Origin of the sequence: Pedobacter sp. CFBP9032 (assembly GCF_034045265.1) — a bacterium.
Classification (GTDB): domain Bacteria; phylum Bacteroidota; class Bacteroidia; order Sphingobacteriales; family Sphingobacteriaceae; genus Pedobacter.
Window position 1 is genome coordinate 1 of sequence record NZ_JAXCWE010000001.1, and the last position, 20,866, is coordinate 20,866.

A 20,866-nucleotide genomic window follows, 5' to 3' on the forward strand; every position below is an offset into this window, starting at 1 on the left:
ATACCTCAAGGCTTGGATCTGATGTCGGATAAAATCGTTCAAGCTTTTTTCGGCAGCACAAGCACCCGATGAAGAATCGGGCAAAACGCGCTGCCTTGGGTAGTGGTAATTTGAAAGATTGTGGTCGAAGCTTTAAACGTTTTCTCCTTCCATCATCTCCTAGGCCGGAGCGCATGGTGGCCATAGCGATATTGTCATCCGGAGGTACGAAGAATCCCTGCGTTTTAACCTACTGCCTCCAGGTAACACCGAACCTTTTTTATTACGTCATTTCATGAACGGTAGGTTAAAGCGGTCGTCATTCTGAACTTGATTCAGAACCTATGTTTTATTGATTTTTTTGAATCGCTAGCCGCGAAAAGTCCTTATTATACCCCCTTTCCCATCCGGGGAAAGGGGGCCAATAGGCGGATAGTGGCTTTTTTTGCTTCATCTCGGCTGCGCCGAAAGGCTTTCTTCTTTATTCTTGATATAAAAGAGGCAAAACCGAGCTTTTCTGCGCGCTCATGAATGCCTGTAAAAACATACACAACTTATGAATACCTCAAGGCTTGGATCTGATGTCGGATAAAATCGTTCAAGCTTTTTTCGGCAGCACAAGCACCCGATGAAGAATCGGGCAAAACGCGCTGCCTTGGTAGTGGTAATTTGAAGATTATGGTTGAAGCTTTCCTTTTCCGCTCGCCTGAACGGCAAACTATTTACTTATTAAAAGTACTCAAATCCCATTCATCCTGCCAGTTGATTTTGATTTTTTCTCCCTCAAACTTAATTGGGAGCCAAAGGTAACGACCATCAATGGCATTTTTCGGTTCCCATTTATCGGCCATAAAAATGAAGTCACCTTTTTTCCCGGGCGCGGGTAGTACATGAGTACTTTGTCCGCCATAGGTGATATTTGCGCCAGGACCTTCGCAAGGGTTGCCCATAAAAGTCCAGGGGCCCCAGATGGAAGTTGCTTTGAACCACCTTGCCGGGTTGGGTGCCCAGCCTGTACAACCCGAACCCACCATATAGTAATTGCCGTTTTTCTTAAATAAAGCAGGCGCTTCGGTTTGCTGCCCTACATAAATCCTGATGAATTTACCTGTATGGCTTAAATAATCAGGCGATAATTCGGCCAGCTGAAGCGTAAAGTTTTCTTCAGAAGAAAATACATGATAAGCTTTTCCATCATCATCTACAAAAACCGTCATGTCTCTCGCCATTTGTCCGCCTGGCAAATCTCTGCAAAAGAAACCATCACTTTTATTTGCAGGCTTTTCACAATTCACTTTTTCATCAGCTGGTGTACCTTCCGCATAAAAAGGCATTTTCCCTGCGTTTGGCCGGTAGCTTTTAACAAAGGTATATGGTCCGGTAGGCTTATCTGCAACGGCTACACCCGATCTGGCTGCCTCATAACTTTTGCCAAGCAGTTCCAGGTGAAACCACATCACAAATTTTTTGGTTTTTTTATTATAAACTACTTTGGGTCTTTCCAGAATACAACCCTTTGCGATATCACTTTTTAAATCGTCAGAAACGGCTAAAGATATGCCCTCATCTTTCCAATTGTATAAATCTTTTGAAGAATAGCAGTGTACGCCAACCTGTGCAGTGTTTCCCTTTTCTCCTTCAACTTTATGTTCGCCAAACCAATAATAGGTTCCTTTATATTCCACTACACCACCGCCGTGGGCATTAATATGAACGCCCTTATCATCATTCCAGATTTTGCCTGGAGTAAATGAGGCATATTTTTGCTGTGCAAAAACAACCTGCTGAGCCATTAGGAAAATGGTTAAAAAACACATTATAAAATCGATTTTTCTCTTCATGATAATTTGCTTGTTAAATAGATGAATGGGTTATTAAACGCTATTGAAAAATTCTATTTTAGATTTACGCTATGGTCATTTTGGAAATTTTCGCCGCTCCATATTTTTTGTGCGCTCCATTTTGCAGCTGGATTTGCCCAGAAAGGGTCAGTGGCTGCCAAACCTAAAGGTAAAAAAATATTAGAAGCGATATAAGGACTTCCCTGATTATTATAAAAATCACCTAACTCCGGCTGCTCTCCGTATAGCCCGATCGTTAACCAGCCATTTTTATAAGTGCCCGGGCTTTCCAATGTCTTCCTGATTACCGCTGTTAATGCACATCGGACCTGTTCCGGACTCAATTGCTTAGGTAATGCATTTCGCAAAGCCATGTCTGCCAGATGGTGAAAAGCGGCACCACGGTAGATAATTGAACGGCCCGTTGCAGGGTAAGTTCCATCAGTATTGATTAGTCTTTCCTGGATAATGGCATAACGCTCATTCCTTTTTTTAATCTTTTCGAACATGTCTTTGTAGGCATTGGTTTTCTTCCCCACGATATCAACTAGTGTGGCCAGGTAAGGATGAATTACATAACTATTGTAATAATCAAAAGCGAACGAAGTACCATCAGCATACATACCATCGCCCACATACCATTGCTCCATTTGTTGCAATGCATAATCTACACGCATCGGGTCCCAATCATAACCAAATTTAGCCAGGAAGGCCTCATTCACCGCAGAAAACAACAGCCAGTTAGAAAAAACAGGCTTAAATCTCCTCGTCGTAACAATAGACTTCATCAATAAAGTTTGATTTTTTTTATCCAGATTTTCCCATAACCAGGGTGCGCGGATTACGGCAAGGGCTACGTAAGATGCATCTACCAGTTGTTGCCCACCGATATCAAAATTCATAAAATCTTTGGCATTAGAATCAAGCGCATTTTTTAACCCACTCAATGCCCATTCACGATATTGTTTGCGCAAAGCCACTTCTTCCGGAGCGCCGCCTTCCAGTTGTAACCAAGGTGCAATGCCACTTAAAACCCGACCTAGCACCTCCACGTATTGCACTTTAATCCGGTGGTCTTTATTATCCACATGGATAGATGTTACCTTGGGCATTGCAATCCTAAGGCTGTCTTTCGCCAGGTTACACATCACCGGACGAACCATTTTATCCATCTGTTGAAGCCAGAATTGCCTGTCGCCTAGTACTACATTCTTTTTACTTTTTGTCTTTTGCGCAAGAGCTGTTCCACTGATGCAAACCAGCATCATCAACCCAACGGTAATATTTTTAATTCTCATTTTGAAAACGTTTATTTTTGATCAGCTAAATAACGATACATTTCACAGCCAGCTAATAAAAAAGCTCCAACTCCAAAATTTGCGGTAGAGTTAGCATTAACTACCTGGCCAGGAATGGCTTTTTCGCCAATTGGCTGTACGTAACCTACTTTACCATCTTGCTGCAAGGCAGTTTCTGATAAATATTTCCATGCTTTTTTTGCAGTTGGCAGATAAGTTTTTGCTTTTAAGTGGCCATTATTAATGCCCCAAAGCAAACCATAAGTAAAAAATGACGTTCCACTTGTTTCTGCTCCCGGCGCATGTTCAGGATCGAGCATGCTCCGGGTCCAATAGCCTTCTTTTTGCTGAGATTTAGCAATTGCTTTGGCCATATTTTTATACTTGGTTAAATATTCCTTTCTATGTGGATCATTTTCAGGAAGATCTTTCAGCACCTTGGCCAAACCGGCGAAAACCCAACCGTCGCCCCTTGCCCAGAAATCCTTTTTGCCGTTGGCACTTTTATGTTTCGGGTAGATATATTTGGCATCGCGGTAATATAATTTCTCTTCCTGATCGTACATAATGCTATTGGCATAGGTGAAATATTCGTACAGTTTTTCTGAATATTTTTGATCGCCGGTTAATTTGTAAAGCTTCGTCATTACAGGCATCACCATGTACAAGCCGTCTGCCCACCACCAATAGTCATTTTTCGCCGTGCTCATTTCAAATTGCATTACTTCCTTTGCACGGGCGATTTTATGTTCAGCAGGTTGCAAATGGTACAGATCGATATAAGTTTGAAAGCAGATTTGCCAATCGCCGAAGAGCACATAATCATCCGTTTCGCCATAAGAATATTTCCATTTGGATTGGTCTGAAGACTTCGCTCCCATCCATTGATTATGCGCTGCCCAGTCTTCTGCATATTTCCGGTAAGCCTCATCTTTGGTTAAGGCATAAAGTTCCATGTTTCCAGTCTGATAAGCTGCATGATCCCAAAAAGCCCGTACTTGTGGCTTATTGTTTGTTTGCCAATAAGCATTAGCCAGATTTAGTTGTTTAAGAACCGTTTCTTTTGTTTGAGCAGTAGTTTTCGTCGCGACAGCAAACAGCAATACCACTGCTGCTACAACTGGCAATAATTTTATATTTTTCATTGTTTAATCGGTTTAATGCCCGCTAGCGTTGGTATCACTTTTTTAATGGCACCATTTTCATCAAATTCCATTTTATCAATGCAAACCTCCCGGTTATAACCTGCAGATTCGCCCATTGTGATGCCTTTTGGTCGGGTAAAACGGTGATAAACGATATACCACTCATCTTTTCCGGGGATTTGAATAACGCTATTATGCCCGGTACTATAAATGGCCTGTTCTGGTAATTTTGTTAAAATTAAATTATTCTCTGGAATGGTGATTTTCCCTGTAGGTGAATCAGAGAAGCCATATCTTACCCCATAATCAGGATCTCTGGTATCATTCTCCGACCATAGAAAATAGTACTTTCCATTTCTAAAGAAAACTTCTGTACCCTCTCTGAAAGTTTCATCTGGGGTAATTACTTTGATGCTGTTCGTATCTATGGAAACCATGTCGGCATTTAGTTCGGCAACCGCCATGTGGCCATTTCCCCAATACAGATACGTTTTACCCGTTTTCGGATCGGTAAACACATCGGGATCTATTTCCTGTCCGCCTTTGGTACCTGCTGGTCGTTTAGCAATCAGTGCTTTTCCGCTGTCTTTAAAAGGACCTGCCGGATGATCAGCAACTGCAACCCCAATTTTCTGCGCCGCAGTGAAGTAATAGAAATATTTGTAGGCTCCATTTACCTTCTTTTCAATGGCTGTTGGTGCCCAGGCATTTTTCTTGGCCCAGGAAACATCCTTATTTAAATCTACAATTACCCCTTCATCTTTCCAGTTCACCAGATCTGGTGATGAAAATGTTTTAAAATAGGTACCACTCCAACCTGTAAATCCATCGCTGGTTGGATACAGATAATATTTTGATGTTTGATTAGAATAAAGAATCTCTGGATCTGCATAATAACCGTTTAAAACAGGGTTGTTATTTACCGCTGCAGATACCACATAGGTTTCTGCCGCCTGGCTGCCAACTTTAATGGTATAATTTACTGGTCCTTTAGAAAAATCTACTTTTCCGGCAGGTTTAATGTTTACCCCAGCGAATCTGGCAAATTCTGGATCGAATGCCTTTAAATCCGTACCAAAGTTAACCGGTAAAAAAGCAGTTTTGGTTACAGAATCAATTACGATATTATTTTTCTTAATGGATGAATTTTGTGCGCCTTGCAACACTGACTTTGCTGCATACCATTTACTCAGCAAGCGGTTTTCTTCCTCAGCCGTTATGGCCATCACCGTACCATGGCGGGGATGAAAATCCATACTGATTTCCTCATCAATTACTTTAAAGTTATTTAAGTCTTTTGATTTCGTAAACTGGTAACGGCCTTTGGTATACACATCATACATCAAAATATACTCATCAGTATTGTTCAGCTTAAAAACACCAGCACCTTCAACCGCATCTTTTGTTTGCTGTAAATACTTATCGCCAAGTACATAACCCTTCGTTAATTCGTTGGAAACAGCTTTTTTGATTCCGTTACCATTTCCTTCGGTTTTAAAGAAAAGGTTATATTTTCCTTTATCATAAATAATGTCACCATCAATACAAGAACCATTTGTAGGACTGAAAAACAATTGCTTTGGCGTTCCTTCCAGATCTGTAAAATCGGCATTTGCATAGGCGTAATAGATTTTATCCGGCTCATCGCCATGTTTCATAGACCAGTAAACCATATATTTTTTCGCCGCCGGATCGTAAATGGTTTGAGGTGCCCATACCCTTTTCAAATTTTCCTGGTTAGGGTATTTTTTCTGGATGTTGATGATACTGGAGGTCCATTTAAGCAGGTCGTTAGATTTTAAAAGCACCATCGCCCGATTGGCATCCCAGCCTTTTGCCGAAACCATATCGGTAACCACCATATAAAAGGTTTTTCCATCGGCACCACGTAAAATATGTGGATCGCGAACCCCACCTGTAGAACTGATTTGCGCTGAAGAAATAATTGGCTCATTGTTATTCAATGCTTTATAACGGTAACCATCTTCACTTATGGCGAAACGAATTGATTCTTCTGCTTTGGTATTTCCGGTAAAATAAGCAAACAGGTAAGCACTTTTTACGCCATATTTTTTACCTTGTGCAGATGCGCTGGCACCCAGCGTAAAAGCGTATAAAAACGCGAATACAACTGTTGCCCTGGCATTTATCTTCAATCTTCTCATATTTTATTTTACGGATTTATTTGGTTTCCAATTTAATACTTGCACGGCAGTAGGCGGCTGATTTGCTTTTCCTTCGCCATCAATTTGCTTCACTTCCTGCAAAAACAAACTTAACACTTTTCTATTTTTCCAGAGTTCGGTATCGTAACTGGGCTCCCAATCGCCAACACTTTTCTCTGTTAAATCTTCAATGCGCCAATCATTCGATTCGATATTAGTGTTTAGGGCTATAGAAGCTTTTCCACCCCGCTCTTCATCTCTAAAAACTAACCCCGCAGCATAAAATCCGGCAGCTTTCCAAACGATTATTTGAGGCCGTGCGATGGGAATACGTTTGGTACCCCCACCGATTAAGCTAAATGCCGTTTTTCTGAAGTGTAAATTATTTACCCGCCAACTGCTATCGGTTTTATATACCAGGTGATATTGCGGAATTTTTTCATTTTCCTCGCGCCAGTAACCTGCGATAAATACCCGCCCGCTGGCATCTGCAAACATCGAGGTCTGATTAATCAGTTCGCTCTTTTGTGGAATGTTGAGTGCATATTCTGCATTACCCGCGTTAATGGGAAGCGTATAGTTTTGTCCGCTGGATTTTTGCCAGGTTAGGCCACCATCTGTAGATTTTGCATAACATAAATCATGGTTGCTGGCCACATCCGGGCTTTCCCGCCACACCCAGGAAATGTGAATTACACCTGCCAGGTCAATAGCCACCTGCCAGTAAGCATTCCGCTTTCCTTCTCCATCGATCAGGTTATTCTGAATTCTGCTCCATCTTTGTGTGTTCAACGCATAGCGATTAATCACCAGGTTACCATTTCCTGATCCGCCATCACGGTAAAGAAACAATAAGTCGCCATTGGCAAGCTTGTAAAACTCAGGATAACTTACTTTGTTCTCCCGTTCGGCCAACATGGATTTTTTCTCACTTAAAATTAAACCGCCACTGATCGTTGAATGTGCATAATTTAAATTATTGTTGTGCTGACTCCAGGCCACATGTAAGATTCCTTTTCCATCAACCATAATACTGATCGATTTATGGGCATCAGCGGCATCACCTTTATAATTGCTTTTTAAAGTTTCCCATTTGCTATCACTTGCTTTTCTTTTGGCCAGCACCAGGTATTCATCACTGTCGTAGAAGGCTGCATATTGAACATTTTTGAAGGTGACTAATGCGTTTTTTCTAAATATTACGGTGTTTACTGAATTGTTAGACCAGCCATTTTGCGCAATGGTGCTTAACCCACTTTGTTGGGCCGTACAACTTAACGTTAACAAACCTAATATTGCACTGAAAAGTATACTCTTAATATGGAAATGCATTTGCGGTTTAAGCTGCTCGTTTTTTTTCATTTGGTTAATGTTCGAAGTACCGAATTTTTAAGGTTTTAAACAGGGGGCTAAATCACACTTTAAGGGGGACAGATTAATATTAGCCCCGCTACACTGTAGCATTGATGTTATAATACTTGTGAAAGCTTTTGCGGTGTTTCTTAATAAACTCTGATGGCGTAAGCTTAAAAAGTTTCTGAAATTGCTCTCTAAAATATTTAATATCATTGATACCTACCCTAAAAGCAGCTTCATTAATATTTAGATTTGTATTAATAAGTAACTCCGCAGCTTTACGTAACCTAATGAAACGGATAAAGCCATTCACCGACTGACCGGAGGTAGATTTAATTTTTTTATACAGATTTGAGTGACTCATTCCTAAATCAGAAGCCAGTATTTTAACGTTGAAACTTTGTTCCATCAGGTTTTCTTCAATAATGGTAATGCACTTTTGCAGAAAGCCTTTGTCATCTTGCGATACCTTGTGGGCATCAGATTTCAAGGTAATCTCATTATAAAAATAAGATTGCAGATTGGTTCTGTTTTTAATGATTCCATTGATTTTTGCCGTAAAAAGTTCCGTATCAAAAGGTTTGCTGATGAAATCATAAGCCCCCACTTCAATGCCTTTCAATTTCACTTCCGGGCTTGGATCGCCGGTAAGGAGAATCACCGGAATGTGGCTCAAAGCCGAATCTTCTTTTACCGCCCTGCACAGTTCTATTCCGTTCAGGCCATCCATATTTACATCAGAAATCACAATATCGGGTAAATATTCTTTACAAAGTCTGAGTCCTTCCAATCCATTATCAGCAGTGTAAATTCTAAAGTTTTCTTTAAAAATTTTACGGATATAATCGATGATTTCCAGGTTATCATCAACAATTAAAATGGTATGGAGATCAGAAATCAGCAGTTCCAGGTTGCCCATACTTTCGTTGGTACTATTTCCGGAATCTTCCTGCTCTTGGGCAATCAGCTCATTTACATAGGTTAACTCATTTTGAAAAGCAAGCACTTCTTCGTTCACGTTGGCTTCTCCTACCGGAAGTTCGATTGAAAAGACGGTTCCAGTACCCGGATTTGATACAAAAGAGATCTTACCCCGATGCAGTTCAACAAAGTTTTTGGCGAGATAAAGTCCGATTCCAAAACCCATTTTAAGCGATTCGTTAGACATTACCTTGTAAAACTTATCAAATAATTTTTCGCCAACACCTGCCGGAATCCCAGGTCCGCTATCACTCACTTCTATTTTTATACCGCACTGGTTACTTTGAATCGCAAGCGCTACAAAACCACCTTTCGGCGTAAATTTGAGTGCGTTGGATAACAGATTGAACAATACGATTTCAATTTTATCCTTATCTCCATAAATGATCAGTTCCGTTTCTTCGCATTCGAAGGTATAATCGATATCATTGTTTTTAGCAAGGTAATTAAAGCACAAAAAGATTTCTTTAGCAAAGCTATACAGGTTTATCCGCACAATTTTTAACGCATCATTTTCGCTTTCGGTTTTCCTGAAAAGTAGCAGCTGATCTACCAGACTCAATAACCGTCGAGAATTCCGGTACACCACATTAAGGTTATCTTTCTCTACGCCTGACTCTTTTTTGTTTAAAATATCTTTAATTGGATTTACAATTAACGTTAACGGCGTTCTCAGTTCATGAGAAATATTGGTAAAGAAATTCAGTTTTTTCTCATTCAAATCCTTTTCGCGCTCCATTTTTACGTTTGTGATTTCTATTTCATGTTTTAACCTGCGTTGACGGTTTCTATAGGTTTGGAAAAGATAAAAGAGTGATGAGCCGATGATTAAATAAAAAGCATATGCCCACCAGGTACGGTACCATGATGGTAGAATAATAATGGTAATCACCTTTTCGTTATTGCTCCAAACACCTTCTGTATCTGTGCTTTTAATATGAAGCTTATAAGTGCCTTCATCGAGGCGGGAATAGTAAGCGGTGCTTAATTTGTTAACATAATTCCAGTTCCGATCCCAACCTTCCAGGTAGTAGGCATAAGATATCTGATCCTGAAAAGAAAACTCTATGGCCGCATAGTTTACTGATATAACTGCTGACTGATGGGGAATCGAAATCTGTTTGAGGTTAATTACAGAAATATCCTGATAACCGGAATCCTGATCGAGCGAAATATTATTGATCTTAAAATCCGTCAGCATGATTTTAGGGATCCGCTTATTCTTCCTGATGCTATCTGGCGAAAAGAGGTTAAAGCCTCCAATGCCGCCGAAGAGAAAATCGCTGTTTGATAATTTTAATGCAGCATTGTAGTTAAACTGATTGCTTTGTAAGCCATCATTCGCGAAGTAATTTTTAAAAGTCTGGCTTTTCACATCAAACCTGGATAATCCATTATAAGTACTCGACCATAAATTTCCGGCCTTGTCTTTTAAGATGTTTAAAATAGAGTTACTTGGTAAACCATCGCTTTCCAAATATCGCCTGAATATTTGGGTTTGCGGATCGAAAAGCAACAAACCACCACCTTCAGTACCAATCCATATCCTGTTCCCTGCTGCTTCCTGAATGGCACGAATTGCCGCATTTATTTTCACATACCTGTGCTTTTTCCTTACCGGATCAATCTGAATAAGCTGGCTGTAATTCCCGGCCCATAATCGCCCCTTACTATCCTGAAAAAGGGTATGAATATCTTTAAGGTTGCGATCAAAGAGTTCAAATTGATCTAAGGCTTTGTTATAACGGTAAAGCGAACCGCCCTTAGTGGTACCCGCCCAGATGGTTTTCTGGCTATCCTGATAAAGTTTCCAGATATTTTCTTCGTCGATGCCTTTAACAGAATCGTAGCAAGTGTAATGAATAAATTTGCCCGTTACCGGATCAAACCGATCGATCCCCCCGTTAAAAGATGCCACCCATACCTGGTTATCTGTATCATTTAAAATGCTGGTTACAAAGTTGCTGGTTAAAGCACCTGGCTTACTGCTTTTAGCATAATTGGTAAAGGTATCGGTCTTCCGGTTCCAGACACTTAAACCTCCACCATCTGTTCCGATCCAGATATTATGATTTTTATCTTCACTAAATGAAAGCACAAAATTATTGATGAGCGAATTTGGTTTTGATGGATTGCGTTTAATCGTTTTGAACTGCCCCTGCTCCGGATCGATAATATTTACCCCACCACGAAGCGTTGCAATCCATTTTCTTGATTCATGATCTTCGTAAATCTGTGCCACCGAGTTGCTGCTCAACAATCCCTTTTCCCGACCAGCCGGAAGATGATTTACCATTTTGGTCACCAAATCATAAACGATTACGCCTCCCCCATCAGTAGCCAGCCAAAGTTTCTGCCGACTGTCTAGAGTGAGGTTCATAATGTTTTCCTTACCAGATAACTGAATGCATTTCTTCAATAATTTTTGACTGGTGTGGTAGGTGTAAAGCCCACGTTCTGTTCCAATCCAAAGATCCTCACCCCGGCCTTTAACAATACTGGTAACCAGGCGAATATCAAATCTGATTAATTTAACGACATTGGTTTCCGGATTTAGCTGACACAAACCTACATCTTTAATAAAAAGCCAGACCTGGTTTTCACTACCTACACAAATGGCTTTCACGCTAAAATCTTTCGAGCCCCTGAAGGTGATCCTTTCGGCCAGTTTTTCCTTATTTTTGAGGAGGAACAAACCCCGGTCGTCTGTTGCAACGTACACTGCCTTTTTTGAAATGGCTATTGCATTAATGGCATAACTCACTCCTGTTTGCTTTTTATTTTCTAAATATTTTAGCTGATGAAATTTAGAATCTGCATAATCGTAATAAGAAATTCCTTTTTGAGTGCCCACCCAAACGCGGTTTTGCTGATCGCCGTTTAATACCGTAATATGGTTGTTGATTACACTGCTTTTATCGCCCCAACCACTCCTGAAAATTTTAAATTTATAGCCATCATAGCGATTTAAGCCATCGTATGTACCCATCCACATAAAACCAAAATGATCCAGATACAAGGAATTGACTACATTATTGGAGAGACCGTTTTCTACCCCAAGATATTTTATCGCACCAAATGAGGTTTGCGCTTTTAAAGGATTAAGATTGTTTACCAGTAAAAAAACGAAAAGGAAAAAAATCTTAAAGTTTGACAACATTGCAAAATTGGGTAATATTTGGTCTAAACGAATATACATGTTTTTTCTAAGGCATGATAGCTTTTGTTAATTTAAGCGAATAAATTAAGGGTTAAAAACTGGCTTGTAGAGATTATAAAGCAGGTTTTAAACCTCCTGTATATTATGGATTAACTAAGTAGTATGCACCCAATATGTTTTATTCCGGCCCCTCACCCTCACGATTCGCCTGATCCTTAAAATATATTAAAACAAAGGTAAACCTATCTATTTGAAATGCCATCAAACAGCCAGCAGTAAAATACCCGTTTGTACCCGGATTTTGACCTAATGCGTTTAGCGAATATTTTGCGTAGTTGGTTATCCAGTAAAATGAATCTATCCGTTCGCCATTGTGGTTTAGCTTTGTATATCTTTGTCAGTGATAATCTGATAGGTCTTGTGTTTACTTATCCTCCCTTTTACCGATTGGTTGATGCCTCACCAAACATCCTGAATCTTCGCCAGTCAATCTGTTAATCCTGAATTTATAGATATAAGTTTTTCGGTTGGTAAGGCACCAAAAAATAGAAGGAATAATACGACAACTTTAATGATCAATCCAAAATGAATGCATCCTCTCCACTTCACTAGCAACTGGTAATGAATTTTTGCCCATTCTACTGAATTATTTTGTGCTTCAAATTATAGTTACTACCTTGCCTATGCGAAATAATAACTAATATAATTTTTACTTAAACAGAGTTCTAAAATCAATCAAATTTATTCACAATATTCTGGGTGAGCGGTTTGGAGCCGTATCTTAAATTTTCTCTGTAAAGAGTTAGTTGTTGTTTCGCAGCACCCAGGAACTTTTTAACCATGTTATGCGAAACGACAACGGTAAAAACCCCAAATACTCAGCTCCTTAACCAGGTAGCAGCTGTAAATGAATTTCAAAAACTGATTGCAGATTATTTTCAGGTTAATAGTTTAGCAGATATTAACCGGATCCTGATTGAAATGATTAGTGCTGCCATTGGGCCAGATTCTTCAACAGGAAAACATGCGCCTATTGATATTGCCAATACGCTGTATTATGTACGCAACACCATCAACCTGATTGCCAAAACAAAAGATTTAGCAAATCAAGAATCGGTGCAACACTATGCAGACAAACTTATTTATCAAATCTCCTCTGTTAATCGTTTTGATGTAGATCATCTTAATGACTTATTATTTTCTGGATTAGATGCTTACATTTATCAAGATGAAGGTTTTGAAGGTGCAACCCTGAATTTTTCGACCGAAATTACCCATGCATATAAAATAATTTATGATTGGCTGGCGGAATGCGATGCCTGGTATAAATCTTTAAATTTGGAGGAATAGCAGATCTTTAATATTACCAAATGGTTGGTGTCTCACCAACAGGTAGAACGAAAGCAGTTGCTTAAACTGCTCCTAATATCTCTAAACCAAATAAGGCCAATACTTTCGTGTTGGCCTTATTTATTGTTTAAGAAAAGAATTCGTTTATAATACGATACTGTCGATAGCTTTATCTAAAGCTGTTTCTTGTAAATCTGCTACAGCAAAACCTTCTGCTCTTACTACCGTTACATCGGTAATTCCGATAAAACCTAAAAAGGCTTTAATATAAGGAACCACAAAATCATAACCTGCCGCAGGACCTGAACTATAAACCCCACCTGTTGCAACAGCAATATATGCTTTTTTACCAGTTACCAATCCTTCCGGACCGTTAGCGCCATATTTGAAGGTGATGCCTGCACGTGCGATATGATCAAACCAAGCTTTTAATACTGAAGGAATTCCAAAGTTATACATTGGCGCACCAATCACAATTACATCAGCATCCATAATTTCTTTGATGGCTTGATTAGAGTGACTAATTGCTGCTTTGTTTTCTTCAGTATGGTGCTCAATCGGCGTAAAAAATGCATTTAAATGCGCTTCTTCCAAATGTGGAAAAGGCGATTTAGTTAAATCTTTTACGTCTACAGCTGCGCCTGGATCTTGTGCTTTTAGCTGATCAATAATCGCGTTAGCCAGTTTGATACTATTTGATGCCTCGCCCCTTGGGCTGGAAATAACACTAAGAATTTTTGACATATTGTTTCTAATTTTTATGATCTGATTGAGATGATAAAATTGCGGTGTTTTATTTTATCCGGTCTTGATGTAGGATAAGAAAACATATTTTATAAAAATAAAAAGCATAATCAATTTAGTAATTAGGGTAAGCCATCCGGCATTACCCTAAAATCAATCATTAACTTACACTATTTAATGTCTTAATAAACCCTGCTATTTAATCTTAAAAGCCTCCAGGCCACTTTCCAAGAATTTTTTGTAGTTAGCAACTTCATAATCTGCACCTTGTGGTGATACGAGTTGCATTTCTGTTTTCGGATCTAGAAGCACATAAAATGGTTGTGAATTAGATTGGAATTTTCTAGCTTGTAAATCACTCCACTTTTTCCCAATCGTATTTAATTTTCTTCCTTCGGGTGTAATCAATACAACGGCAGCAGCCAGTTCAGATTTATCATCTACATAAAGTTGTATGAGTACATAATCCTGACTGATCAGTTTATATACCTCTTTATCTGGCCATACATTGGCTTCCATTTTACGGCAATTCACGCAGGCATGCCCGGTAAAATCAATTAAGACAGGCTTGTTAAGTTTTTTGGCTTGTTCAATTCCTTCTTTATAATCAAAGTAGGCATTCAATTTTAATGGTGCCTTAAACTTATCGGCATACTTGTGCGGAACCTCATCTGCTGTATTAACAGCATGAACAGAACCGCCAATTAAACTTGCTGTGTATAAATCAAAATCTTGCGTTTCTTGTGGTGGTAAAAATGCTGACACCGATTTTAATGGTGCCCCCCACATACCAGGAACCAGGTATACGGTAAAAGCCAGCACCACTATTGCCATAAAAAGCCTTGGTACGGAGATAAAAGCCACTTCGCTATCATGTGAAAACCTGATTTTTCCTAACAGATAAATGCCCATCATGGTAAAAATCACAATCCATAAGGCTAAGAAAATTTCGCGGTCAAACCACTCCCAATGATAGGCTAAATCTACATTGCTTAAAAACTTGAGGGCAAAAGCCAGTTCCAGAAAACCCAGAACCACTTTAACACTGTTTAGCCAGCCTCCGGATTTTGGCAACTTACTCATTACCGAAGGGAATAATGCAAAGAGCACAAATGGAATGGCTAATGCTAAAGAAAAACCGAACATACCAATGGCTGGCCCCAAAAGCGCTCCGGTAGTTGCCGCCTGAACCAATAAAGTGCCAATAATTGGCCCTGTACAGGAAAAAGATACCAAAGCTAGTGTGCCTGCCATGAAAAACAGGCCGGCAATACCACCTTTATCGGCGTTTGCATCCATTTTATTTACCCAAGATGAAGGCAAGGTAAGCTCAAAGGCCCCAAAAAATGAAGCAGCAAAAACCACTAACAATAGAAAAAACAAGAAATTAAAAATCCCGTTTGTGGATAAACTATTTAATGCATCTGCACCAAATATGATGGTAACCAACAGTCCGAGCACCACGTAAATGATTATGATAAAGATGCCATAGAGTGATGCCCTTCTAAAAGCCTTACCCTTTTCTGCTCCTTTAGTAAAAAAACTTACGGTTAAGGGCAACATTGGAAAAATACAAGGCATCAGCAATGCCGCAAACCCACCTACAAAACCTGTGAGAAAGATTTCCCAAAAGCTATCTTGATTGGGGCTTGCCACGGTTGCCGGTTGTTGCTTTACTGGAGAAGATACTGTTGCTTCTTTTACTGTAGTATCGACCCCAATGGTGGCCGTATCTACTGCATCTGCCTGGATTTCGGTAAACTGTAAATCATCTGTTGATACACTATCCTGAGCAAAACTACTAAAGCATAACGAACAAGTGAAGAGCACACTAAGAACAGTCTTTTTTAAAGATATCATCATCTTTTCAAATTATTTAACTGCAATACTAAACGCAATTTCCTCTGGTGGCAAGCATTGTTTATCGTTGCAAACCATCGATTCTACCGTTCCTTTTACAAGAGCGCTCTTCCCGGTAAGTTTTATTTTTTGTTGAAAAATAACACTGTGTTCAAAATAACTCACATTCATTTTGAAGGTATCTTCATACTTGACAACTGGTTTTGGCTCTATTGTTTTGCCAACTAATGTATAGCCAGCTGCCGCAGGAAAGGTGAAAGTAGTTTTTACCGGGCCGCCTGCCTTAACAAATTGCGAATAGAGATGCCATCCATCATCTATCGTTGCTTTAATATAAAGTGTAGCCGTAGTTGCACTTGTTCTTTTGGCGGCATAAGACCAGGTAATAGGTTTAAGAATCTGGCTACTTGCGCTTAGACTCATCAAACCGATGACGAAAAATAAAATTATTGCTTTTTTCATTATTTAATTGTTTTCTTTAACCAGGTAATGATGATGTTTATGGCTTCAGGAGATACTGAACTCTTGATATTTGGAAGTTCAGCCTGATCGCAAGTTTGACAAGGAAGCAAAAGATGGTTTACATCTTTTAATAAGTGGGTTTCTACCTTTGTATTGCCACCTGCTGTGATATAGTTTTTCCAGTTGTCTAAATTAGATGCTACAACATAATAGTCTTTATCGCCGTTTATAGCCAATACCGGAACTTTAATTTTTGCCAGCGTACGTTGTGCATCGTATTTGATAAAATACCTGTACCATGGGCCTATAGCATAATTTACATAGCTGTAAACAGGAAATCTAAAGTGATCAAATTCAATTTTCAATGTTTTAAAGTAAGCATCATCCTTTACCTTCCAGGTGGTATAAGTCTCATTTAGCTTTGCTTCCATATTTGCAGAATCAGCATATTTTAAAGCTGTTTCGAACATCAGTTTATTAATTTCATTTGAGCGTGCTTTATCATAATCAGGTAATTTAGATTCGGCAATGATCTTTTCATTCTGCGAAACAAGCGCATCAAAACCGTTCATGGCTATCCCGGAAAGGCTAATTAAAAAACTAACATCCTTATTTTCTGCTGCTGCAATAGCCATGGCTGCACCGCCCTCGCTGTGGCCAATTAAGCCTATTTTCTTGGTATTTATTTGCTTTACGCCTTTAAGATATTGAACCGCCAGTAATGCATCTTTTGCAAAATCTGCTGTAGTGGCCGTTTCATAAACACCTGTAGTAGCTCCAACTCCTCTATCATCCAGTCTTAACACGGCATATCCATTCGTGGCAAGCGCATTGGCAACATCCAGAAATATTTTATGCCCGGCCATTAATCCATCTCTATCCTGTCGGCCGGTACCCGAAACCATAACCACGGCCGGGTACTTTTTATTACCTTCTGGCAGAGAAAGTGTTCCACCATAGGTAATTTTTCCATCAGGAGATTTAAAGGTTACTTCTGTATTTAAAAATTTTTGTGCCTGGCTTACCTGAAGTAAACCCATCACACCGATTAGTAGTAAGGTGATCTTTTTCATCATTATTCAGCAGTTTTAGTCATTTCAATTAAAGCAGACATTTCATCTGCTAACCCCGTAGCACTTCCTTTAAAACCAATAGAAACAAATCTTAAAAACCCGTTTTTATCTATAATTAATTTTTGTGGGATACCAGAATTCATTGTTACCGAACGGATTTTGTTATACACCTCAGAGTTCGTTTTCAAATCGCCTGTTTTATTATCAAAAAGCACATTAAACGGATAGTTATTATCCTTAATAAATTTAGCATTCTCTGCTTTGTAAGTATCGCCACGTTCTTCTGTATCTACAAAATAGAAAACAACATTTGGATCATTTTTGTACTTCTCTACGGCGATTTTCATTCCCGGAAAAGATGCTTTGCATGGCACACACCACGTTGCCCAGAAATCAAGAATAACCACCTTGCCTTTTAAATCTGCCGAGTTAACTGTTTTGCCATTCAGATCTTTCATGCTCCATGATGGCATCTCCCTTTTTATCATGGTTGACTTAATTTCTTCAGTTTCCTTCACTTTATCAGCTGGATTCTTGAGCGAATCGGTATAAGCATCAAAGCCTTTTTCAGATTTATGCTTATGAACATAAATCTCTTTTAACATGGCTAACATCTCTGGCGAGCTTTGGTTATTGAACATGCTTTTAACCAGTAAATCCTCCAATAATTCTGTTTTATTTAATTTCTTTAAGCTTAGTGCCTGCTCATTATTGATATCGGCTTGGCTATAATTCAACTCGGCCTGTGCATCTTCTGCATATTTTAGTGCCAATTCATATTTGCCGCTTTGATTTAATAAGCCAATATGGTCTGCAGCTATAATTGATACAAAATTCCTCTTGTACTCCTTTTGCCATTCTGATGGGGAGAGATACCTCATATTTTCCGGACGGTTTTGCTTAAAGGATTCGTATCTGCGAACAAGTAAATCAGAGTACGTGGCTACCTTTTTCATATCGCCTTCTTTTCTGTGATAAGCGATGCCAACCAATTTATAGTAAATTGAAGTAAGCATATTGTAAGCAATAGAATCTGCATATTTGGCTACATAATCTGTAGGAGAATTTTTCATGGCACCGAAAACCATTATGTTTTGATACACCACGCCATAATTGATGCGGTTTTCTAAATCGAATTGCGCATTTGCCTTATATTCCGGAAAATCCTGAAGAAATTTTGCCGAAGCATTTATTACTGAATCAGGATCCCGGTTTTGAGAAATGCTTTTATAAGCGACCAGCCTTGCTAAACTCCCTTTTGGAAACCTGGTGGTTAACACTTTGTTAACTGAATCTGATGATTCTTTTTTACCCATCAGGTTCTGATAGATATATCTGGCTTTTAGCAAATCTGCTTCGGTTGCATCCGGTCTGGTTAAATATTTACAAACCAATACTAATTTTGGTGTTGCAGCATCGCCCATAAATCCCTTGAGCGCAATAGCGTAATCGAGCGCCAATACAGGCTTAGAATTTGGATTATAAGAAATCTCCTGGTTTAACCAATGATAGGTGGCGGTATCACTTACGCCTTTAAAATTAATATATCCAGGAATATCTTTTCCATACTTTGGAGAACGTGCTAATCCCCAGCCGGCATAAGCACCGGGAGCCATCGCCCCTGCCCTGTCTTTATCGTTCATCAGAATAAAATAACCCAGGTTGTGGTTATTGTCTACCGAATCACCGGCTATAAATTTAAGCCCCAGTAAACCGCAATTGGCAGGAATATTAAAATCAGCTTTCCATTCCTTATCTGCCTTACTAAAGTTTAAATCTACAGCATTCCATTTATAATTAATATACTGATAAACCACTGCCTTTAGTCCATTTTTACCTGCTAAGCTGGTGCCTGACGGATTATACCAGATGGTTATTGGCTTTCCGTTATAGGCTTTTTCTGGTGTAAACCGGAAGTTCTTGGTTGTTTGTGCAAATACCGAAAAGGAGAGTGAGATAAGAAAGAGTAAAAGGGCATTTTTTTTCAACATGATTTCAAAAGGTTAAAGGCACAGCCATTAAGCTGTGCCGGATGATTATTGTGTATTAAGGATTTGGTTCTAATTCAGGATTTAAGTTACGGTAGTATTCTGCTATCGGAAAAGTGTATCTATTGCTATTGGGTACCAGCGTAGTGGTTACTCCGTTAAAAGTTCTGGTATAAGTTCGCTGAAAAAGGGCATCAGTATTAAGCCTCCGCATATCCCACCAACGTAACATGGTTCCAAAAAATTCTCTTCTGCGTTCATCAATTACCTTAACAAGTGCATCATTTGCACTGCTGGCCACTAAGGGCACATAATCTGCAGGCTTAAATCTTTTAATTCTCAGGGCATTCACCAAATTCATGGCATTGTTTATATCTCCGCCCCTGGCAAAGGCTTCCGCACGGATTAACATCATTTCTGGCACCGATACCCCCTCATTTCTGGTTTCTCTGGTTACTGATTCCTTAGAAAAAAAGCGACCAGTATACGTCGAAGAAATGGCGCTAGCAGGAGCAGTAAAAAGTGTATATCGCTGATCTTTAGTTCCTAATAAATTTAAGTATTCAGTGCTTAATTTCATTACTGCAGGCGCAGTAGTCATAGAACCGCCCGTAGGTATTTTAGAAAGTAAAATTTCCGGGTTACTTATTCTCAATGGATAATTTGTGCTGGTAATGGAAGTTAAATTGGAAAGATCAACAAGCGTATTTCTTAATTTCAATGCTTCATCTGCATACCTTGCGGCATTGGCATAATCATTCCTCATTAAATAACACCTGGCCAATTCACCATAGGCTGAGGCTTTTGATGGCAAAGTATTATAGGCTTGCGAATTAGGTAAATATGGAACTGCTGCAGTCAGATCATTTATAATTTGTGTATAAACAGCTTCTACACTCGCCCTTTTTAGCGATTGGCTAACCGTTTGTACCAATAGTAAAGGCACACCTAAATCGGTAGACGCAGAAGCCGCATTATACGGCTTGGCATAAGTATTAATCAGGTTTAAGTAAGCATCTGCGCGATGAACGAATGCCTCAGCCATTAATGCATTTTTATCTGCTGCTGTGCCATCACTGGCAGGAAGTTCATTAATAATGGTATTACAATTAAGAATGGTAGCATATAGGGTAAGCCAGCTCTGATCCTGCTCGTATGGCGAGCCAAATGGAAAAATAACGGGTTGCCAACTGTAGCTCTGCGTGAAATAATAGTTGAATTGGCTTCCGGATAAATCAAACTGTTGTGCTGCATCGTTTAGGTCTATATCTGAAGAAGCAAAATCAGATAAATTGGCTACACCGTCAAATCCTCTACTATTATTTAACAGGTAACGATAGTTAATGGTTTGATTGGGTACCAGATTGCCCTGTGTTTTAATGTCTACAAATTTTTTACATCCGGATAGCGCTGTTGCTATTAGTAGAAAACTATATATTGTATGTTTTATATTCATGATTTGCC

13 protein-coding genes are annotated in these 20,866 nt (G+C 39.3%); 1 reads left to right on the forward strand and 12 read right to left on the reverse strand.

The genetic code is table 11. The annotated features are described in order from the left end of the window. Window positions 1-701: 701 nt before the first annotated feature. From SOM16_RS00005 to SOM16_RS00030, 6 genes are all read right to left on the reverse strand, one after another. A complete protein-coding gene (locus SOM16_RS00005) occupies window positions 702-1,820 on the reverse strand; it encodes a glycoside hydrolase family 43 protein (RefSeq protein ID WP_320461954.1) in 1,119 nt (372 codons plus the stop codon). A 53-nt stretch (window positions 1,821-1,873) separates the two neighbouring features. Next, window positions 1,874-3,118: a DUF2264 domain-containing protein gene (locus SOM16_RS00010; protein ID WP_320461955.1), complete on the reverse strand. Its 1,245-nt coding sequence runs from the start codon at window positions 3,116-3,118 to the stop codon at window positions 1,874-1,876. A gap of 11 nt (window positions 3,119-3,129) precedes the next feature. After that, window positions 3,130-4,263, reverse strand: a complete 1,134-nt coding sequence (locus tag SOM16_RS00015) for a glycoside hydrolase family 88 protein (RefSeq protein WP_320461956.1) — start codon at window positions 4,261-4,263, stop codon at window positions 3,130-3,132. Then, window positions 4,260-6,428, reverse strand: a complete 2,169-nt coding sequence (locus SOM16_RS00020; RefSeq protein WP_320461957.1) for a family 43 glycosylhydrolase — start codon at window positions 6,426-6,428, stop codon at window positions 4,260-4,262. Before SOM16_RS00020 ends, SOM16_RS00015 begins: the two co-directional genes overlap by 4 nt. 3 nt (window positions 6,429-6,431) lie before the next feature. Continuing rightward, entirely contained in the window at window positions 6,432-7,790 is a 1,359-nt protein-coding gene (locus tag SOM16_RS00025; RefSeq protein ID WP_320461958.1) for a BNR repeat-containing protein, read from the reverse strand. Between the two features lie 88 nt (window positions 7,791-7,878). Next, complete coding sequence (locus SOM16_RS00030) at window positions 7,879-11,964, reverse strand: hybrid sensor histidine kinase/response regulator transcription factor (protein WP_320461959.1); 4,086 nt, start codon at window positions 11,962-11,964, stop codon at window positions 7,879-7,881. Between the two features lie 801 nt (window positions 11,965-12,765). Between SOM16_RS00030 and SOM16_RS00035 the strand changes: the two genes are divergently transcribed. Further along, window positions 12,766-13,275, forward strand: a complete 510-nt coding sequence (locus tag SOM16_RS00035) for a hypothetical protein (protein WP_320461960.1) — start codon at window positions 12,766-12,768, stop codon at window positions 13,273-13,275. A gap of 144 nt (window positions 13,276-13,419) precedes the next feature. On the opposite strand, the gene SOM16_RS00040 is transcribed toward SOM16_RS00035, so the two are convergent. The 6 genes from SOM16_RS00040 to SOM16_RS00065 form a co-directional block, all read right to left on the reverse strand. Then, on the reverse strand, window positions 13,420-14,019 hold the full coding sequence (locus tag SOM16_RS00040) for an FMN-dependent NADH-azoreductase (protein ID WP_320461961.1): 600 nt from the start codon (window positions 14,017-14,019) through the stop codon (window positions 13,420-13,422). Window positions 14,020-14,214: 195 nt separating this feature from the next. After that, window positions 14,215-15,882 carry a protein-disulfide reductase DsbD family protein gene (locus tag SOM16_RS00045; protein WP_320461962.1) on the reverse strand — a complete coding sequence of 556 codons (1,668 nt, stop codon included), beginning with the start codon at window positions 15,880-15,882 and terminating at the stop codon, window positions 14,215-14,217. A 9-nt stretch (window positions 15,883-15,891) separates the two neighbouring features. Further along, on the reverse strand, window positions 15,892-16,341 hold the full coding sequence (locus SOM16_RS00050) for a protein-disulfide reductase DsbD N-terminal domain-containing protein (protein ID WP_320461963.1): 450 nt from the start codon (window positions 16,339-16,341) through the stop codon (window positions 15,892-15,894). Further along, window positions 16,341-17,417, reverse strand: a complete 1,077-nt coding sequence (locus SOM16_RS00055; protein WP_320461964.1) for an alpha/beta hydrolase family protein — start codon at window positions 17,415-17,417, stop codon at window positions 16,341-16,343. The genes SOM16_RS00050 and SOM16_RS00055 overlap by 1 nt, the downstream gene beginning before the upstream one ends. Next, window positions 17,417-19,405, reverse strand: a complete 1,989-nt coding sequence (locus SOM16_RS00060) for a TlpA disulfide reductase family protein (protein ID WP_320461965.1) — start codon at window positions 19,403-19,405, stop codon at window positions 17,417-17,419. Before SOM16_RS00060 ends, SOM16_RS00055 begins: the two co-directional genes overlap by 1 nt. Window positions 19,406-19,460: 55 nt before the next feature. Beyond that, window positions 19,461-20,858, reverse strand: a complete 1,398-nt coding sequence (locus SOM16_RS00065; protein ID WP_320461966.1) for a RagB/SusD family nutrient uptake outer membrane protein — start codon at window positions 20,856-20,858, stop codon at window positions 19,461-19,463. Between the last annotated feature and the right edge of the window lie 8 nt (window positions 20,859-20,866).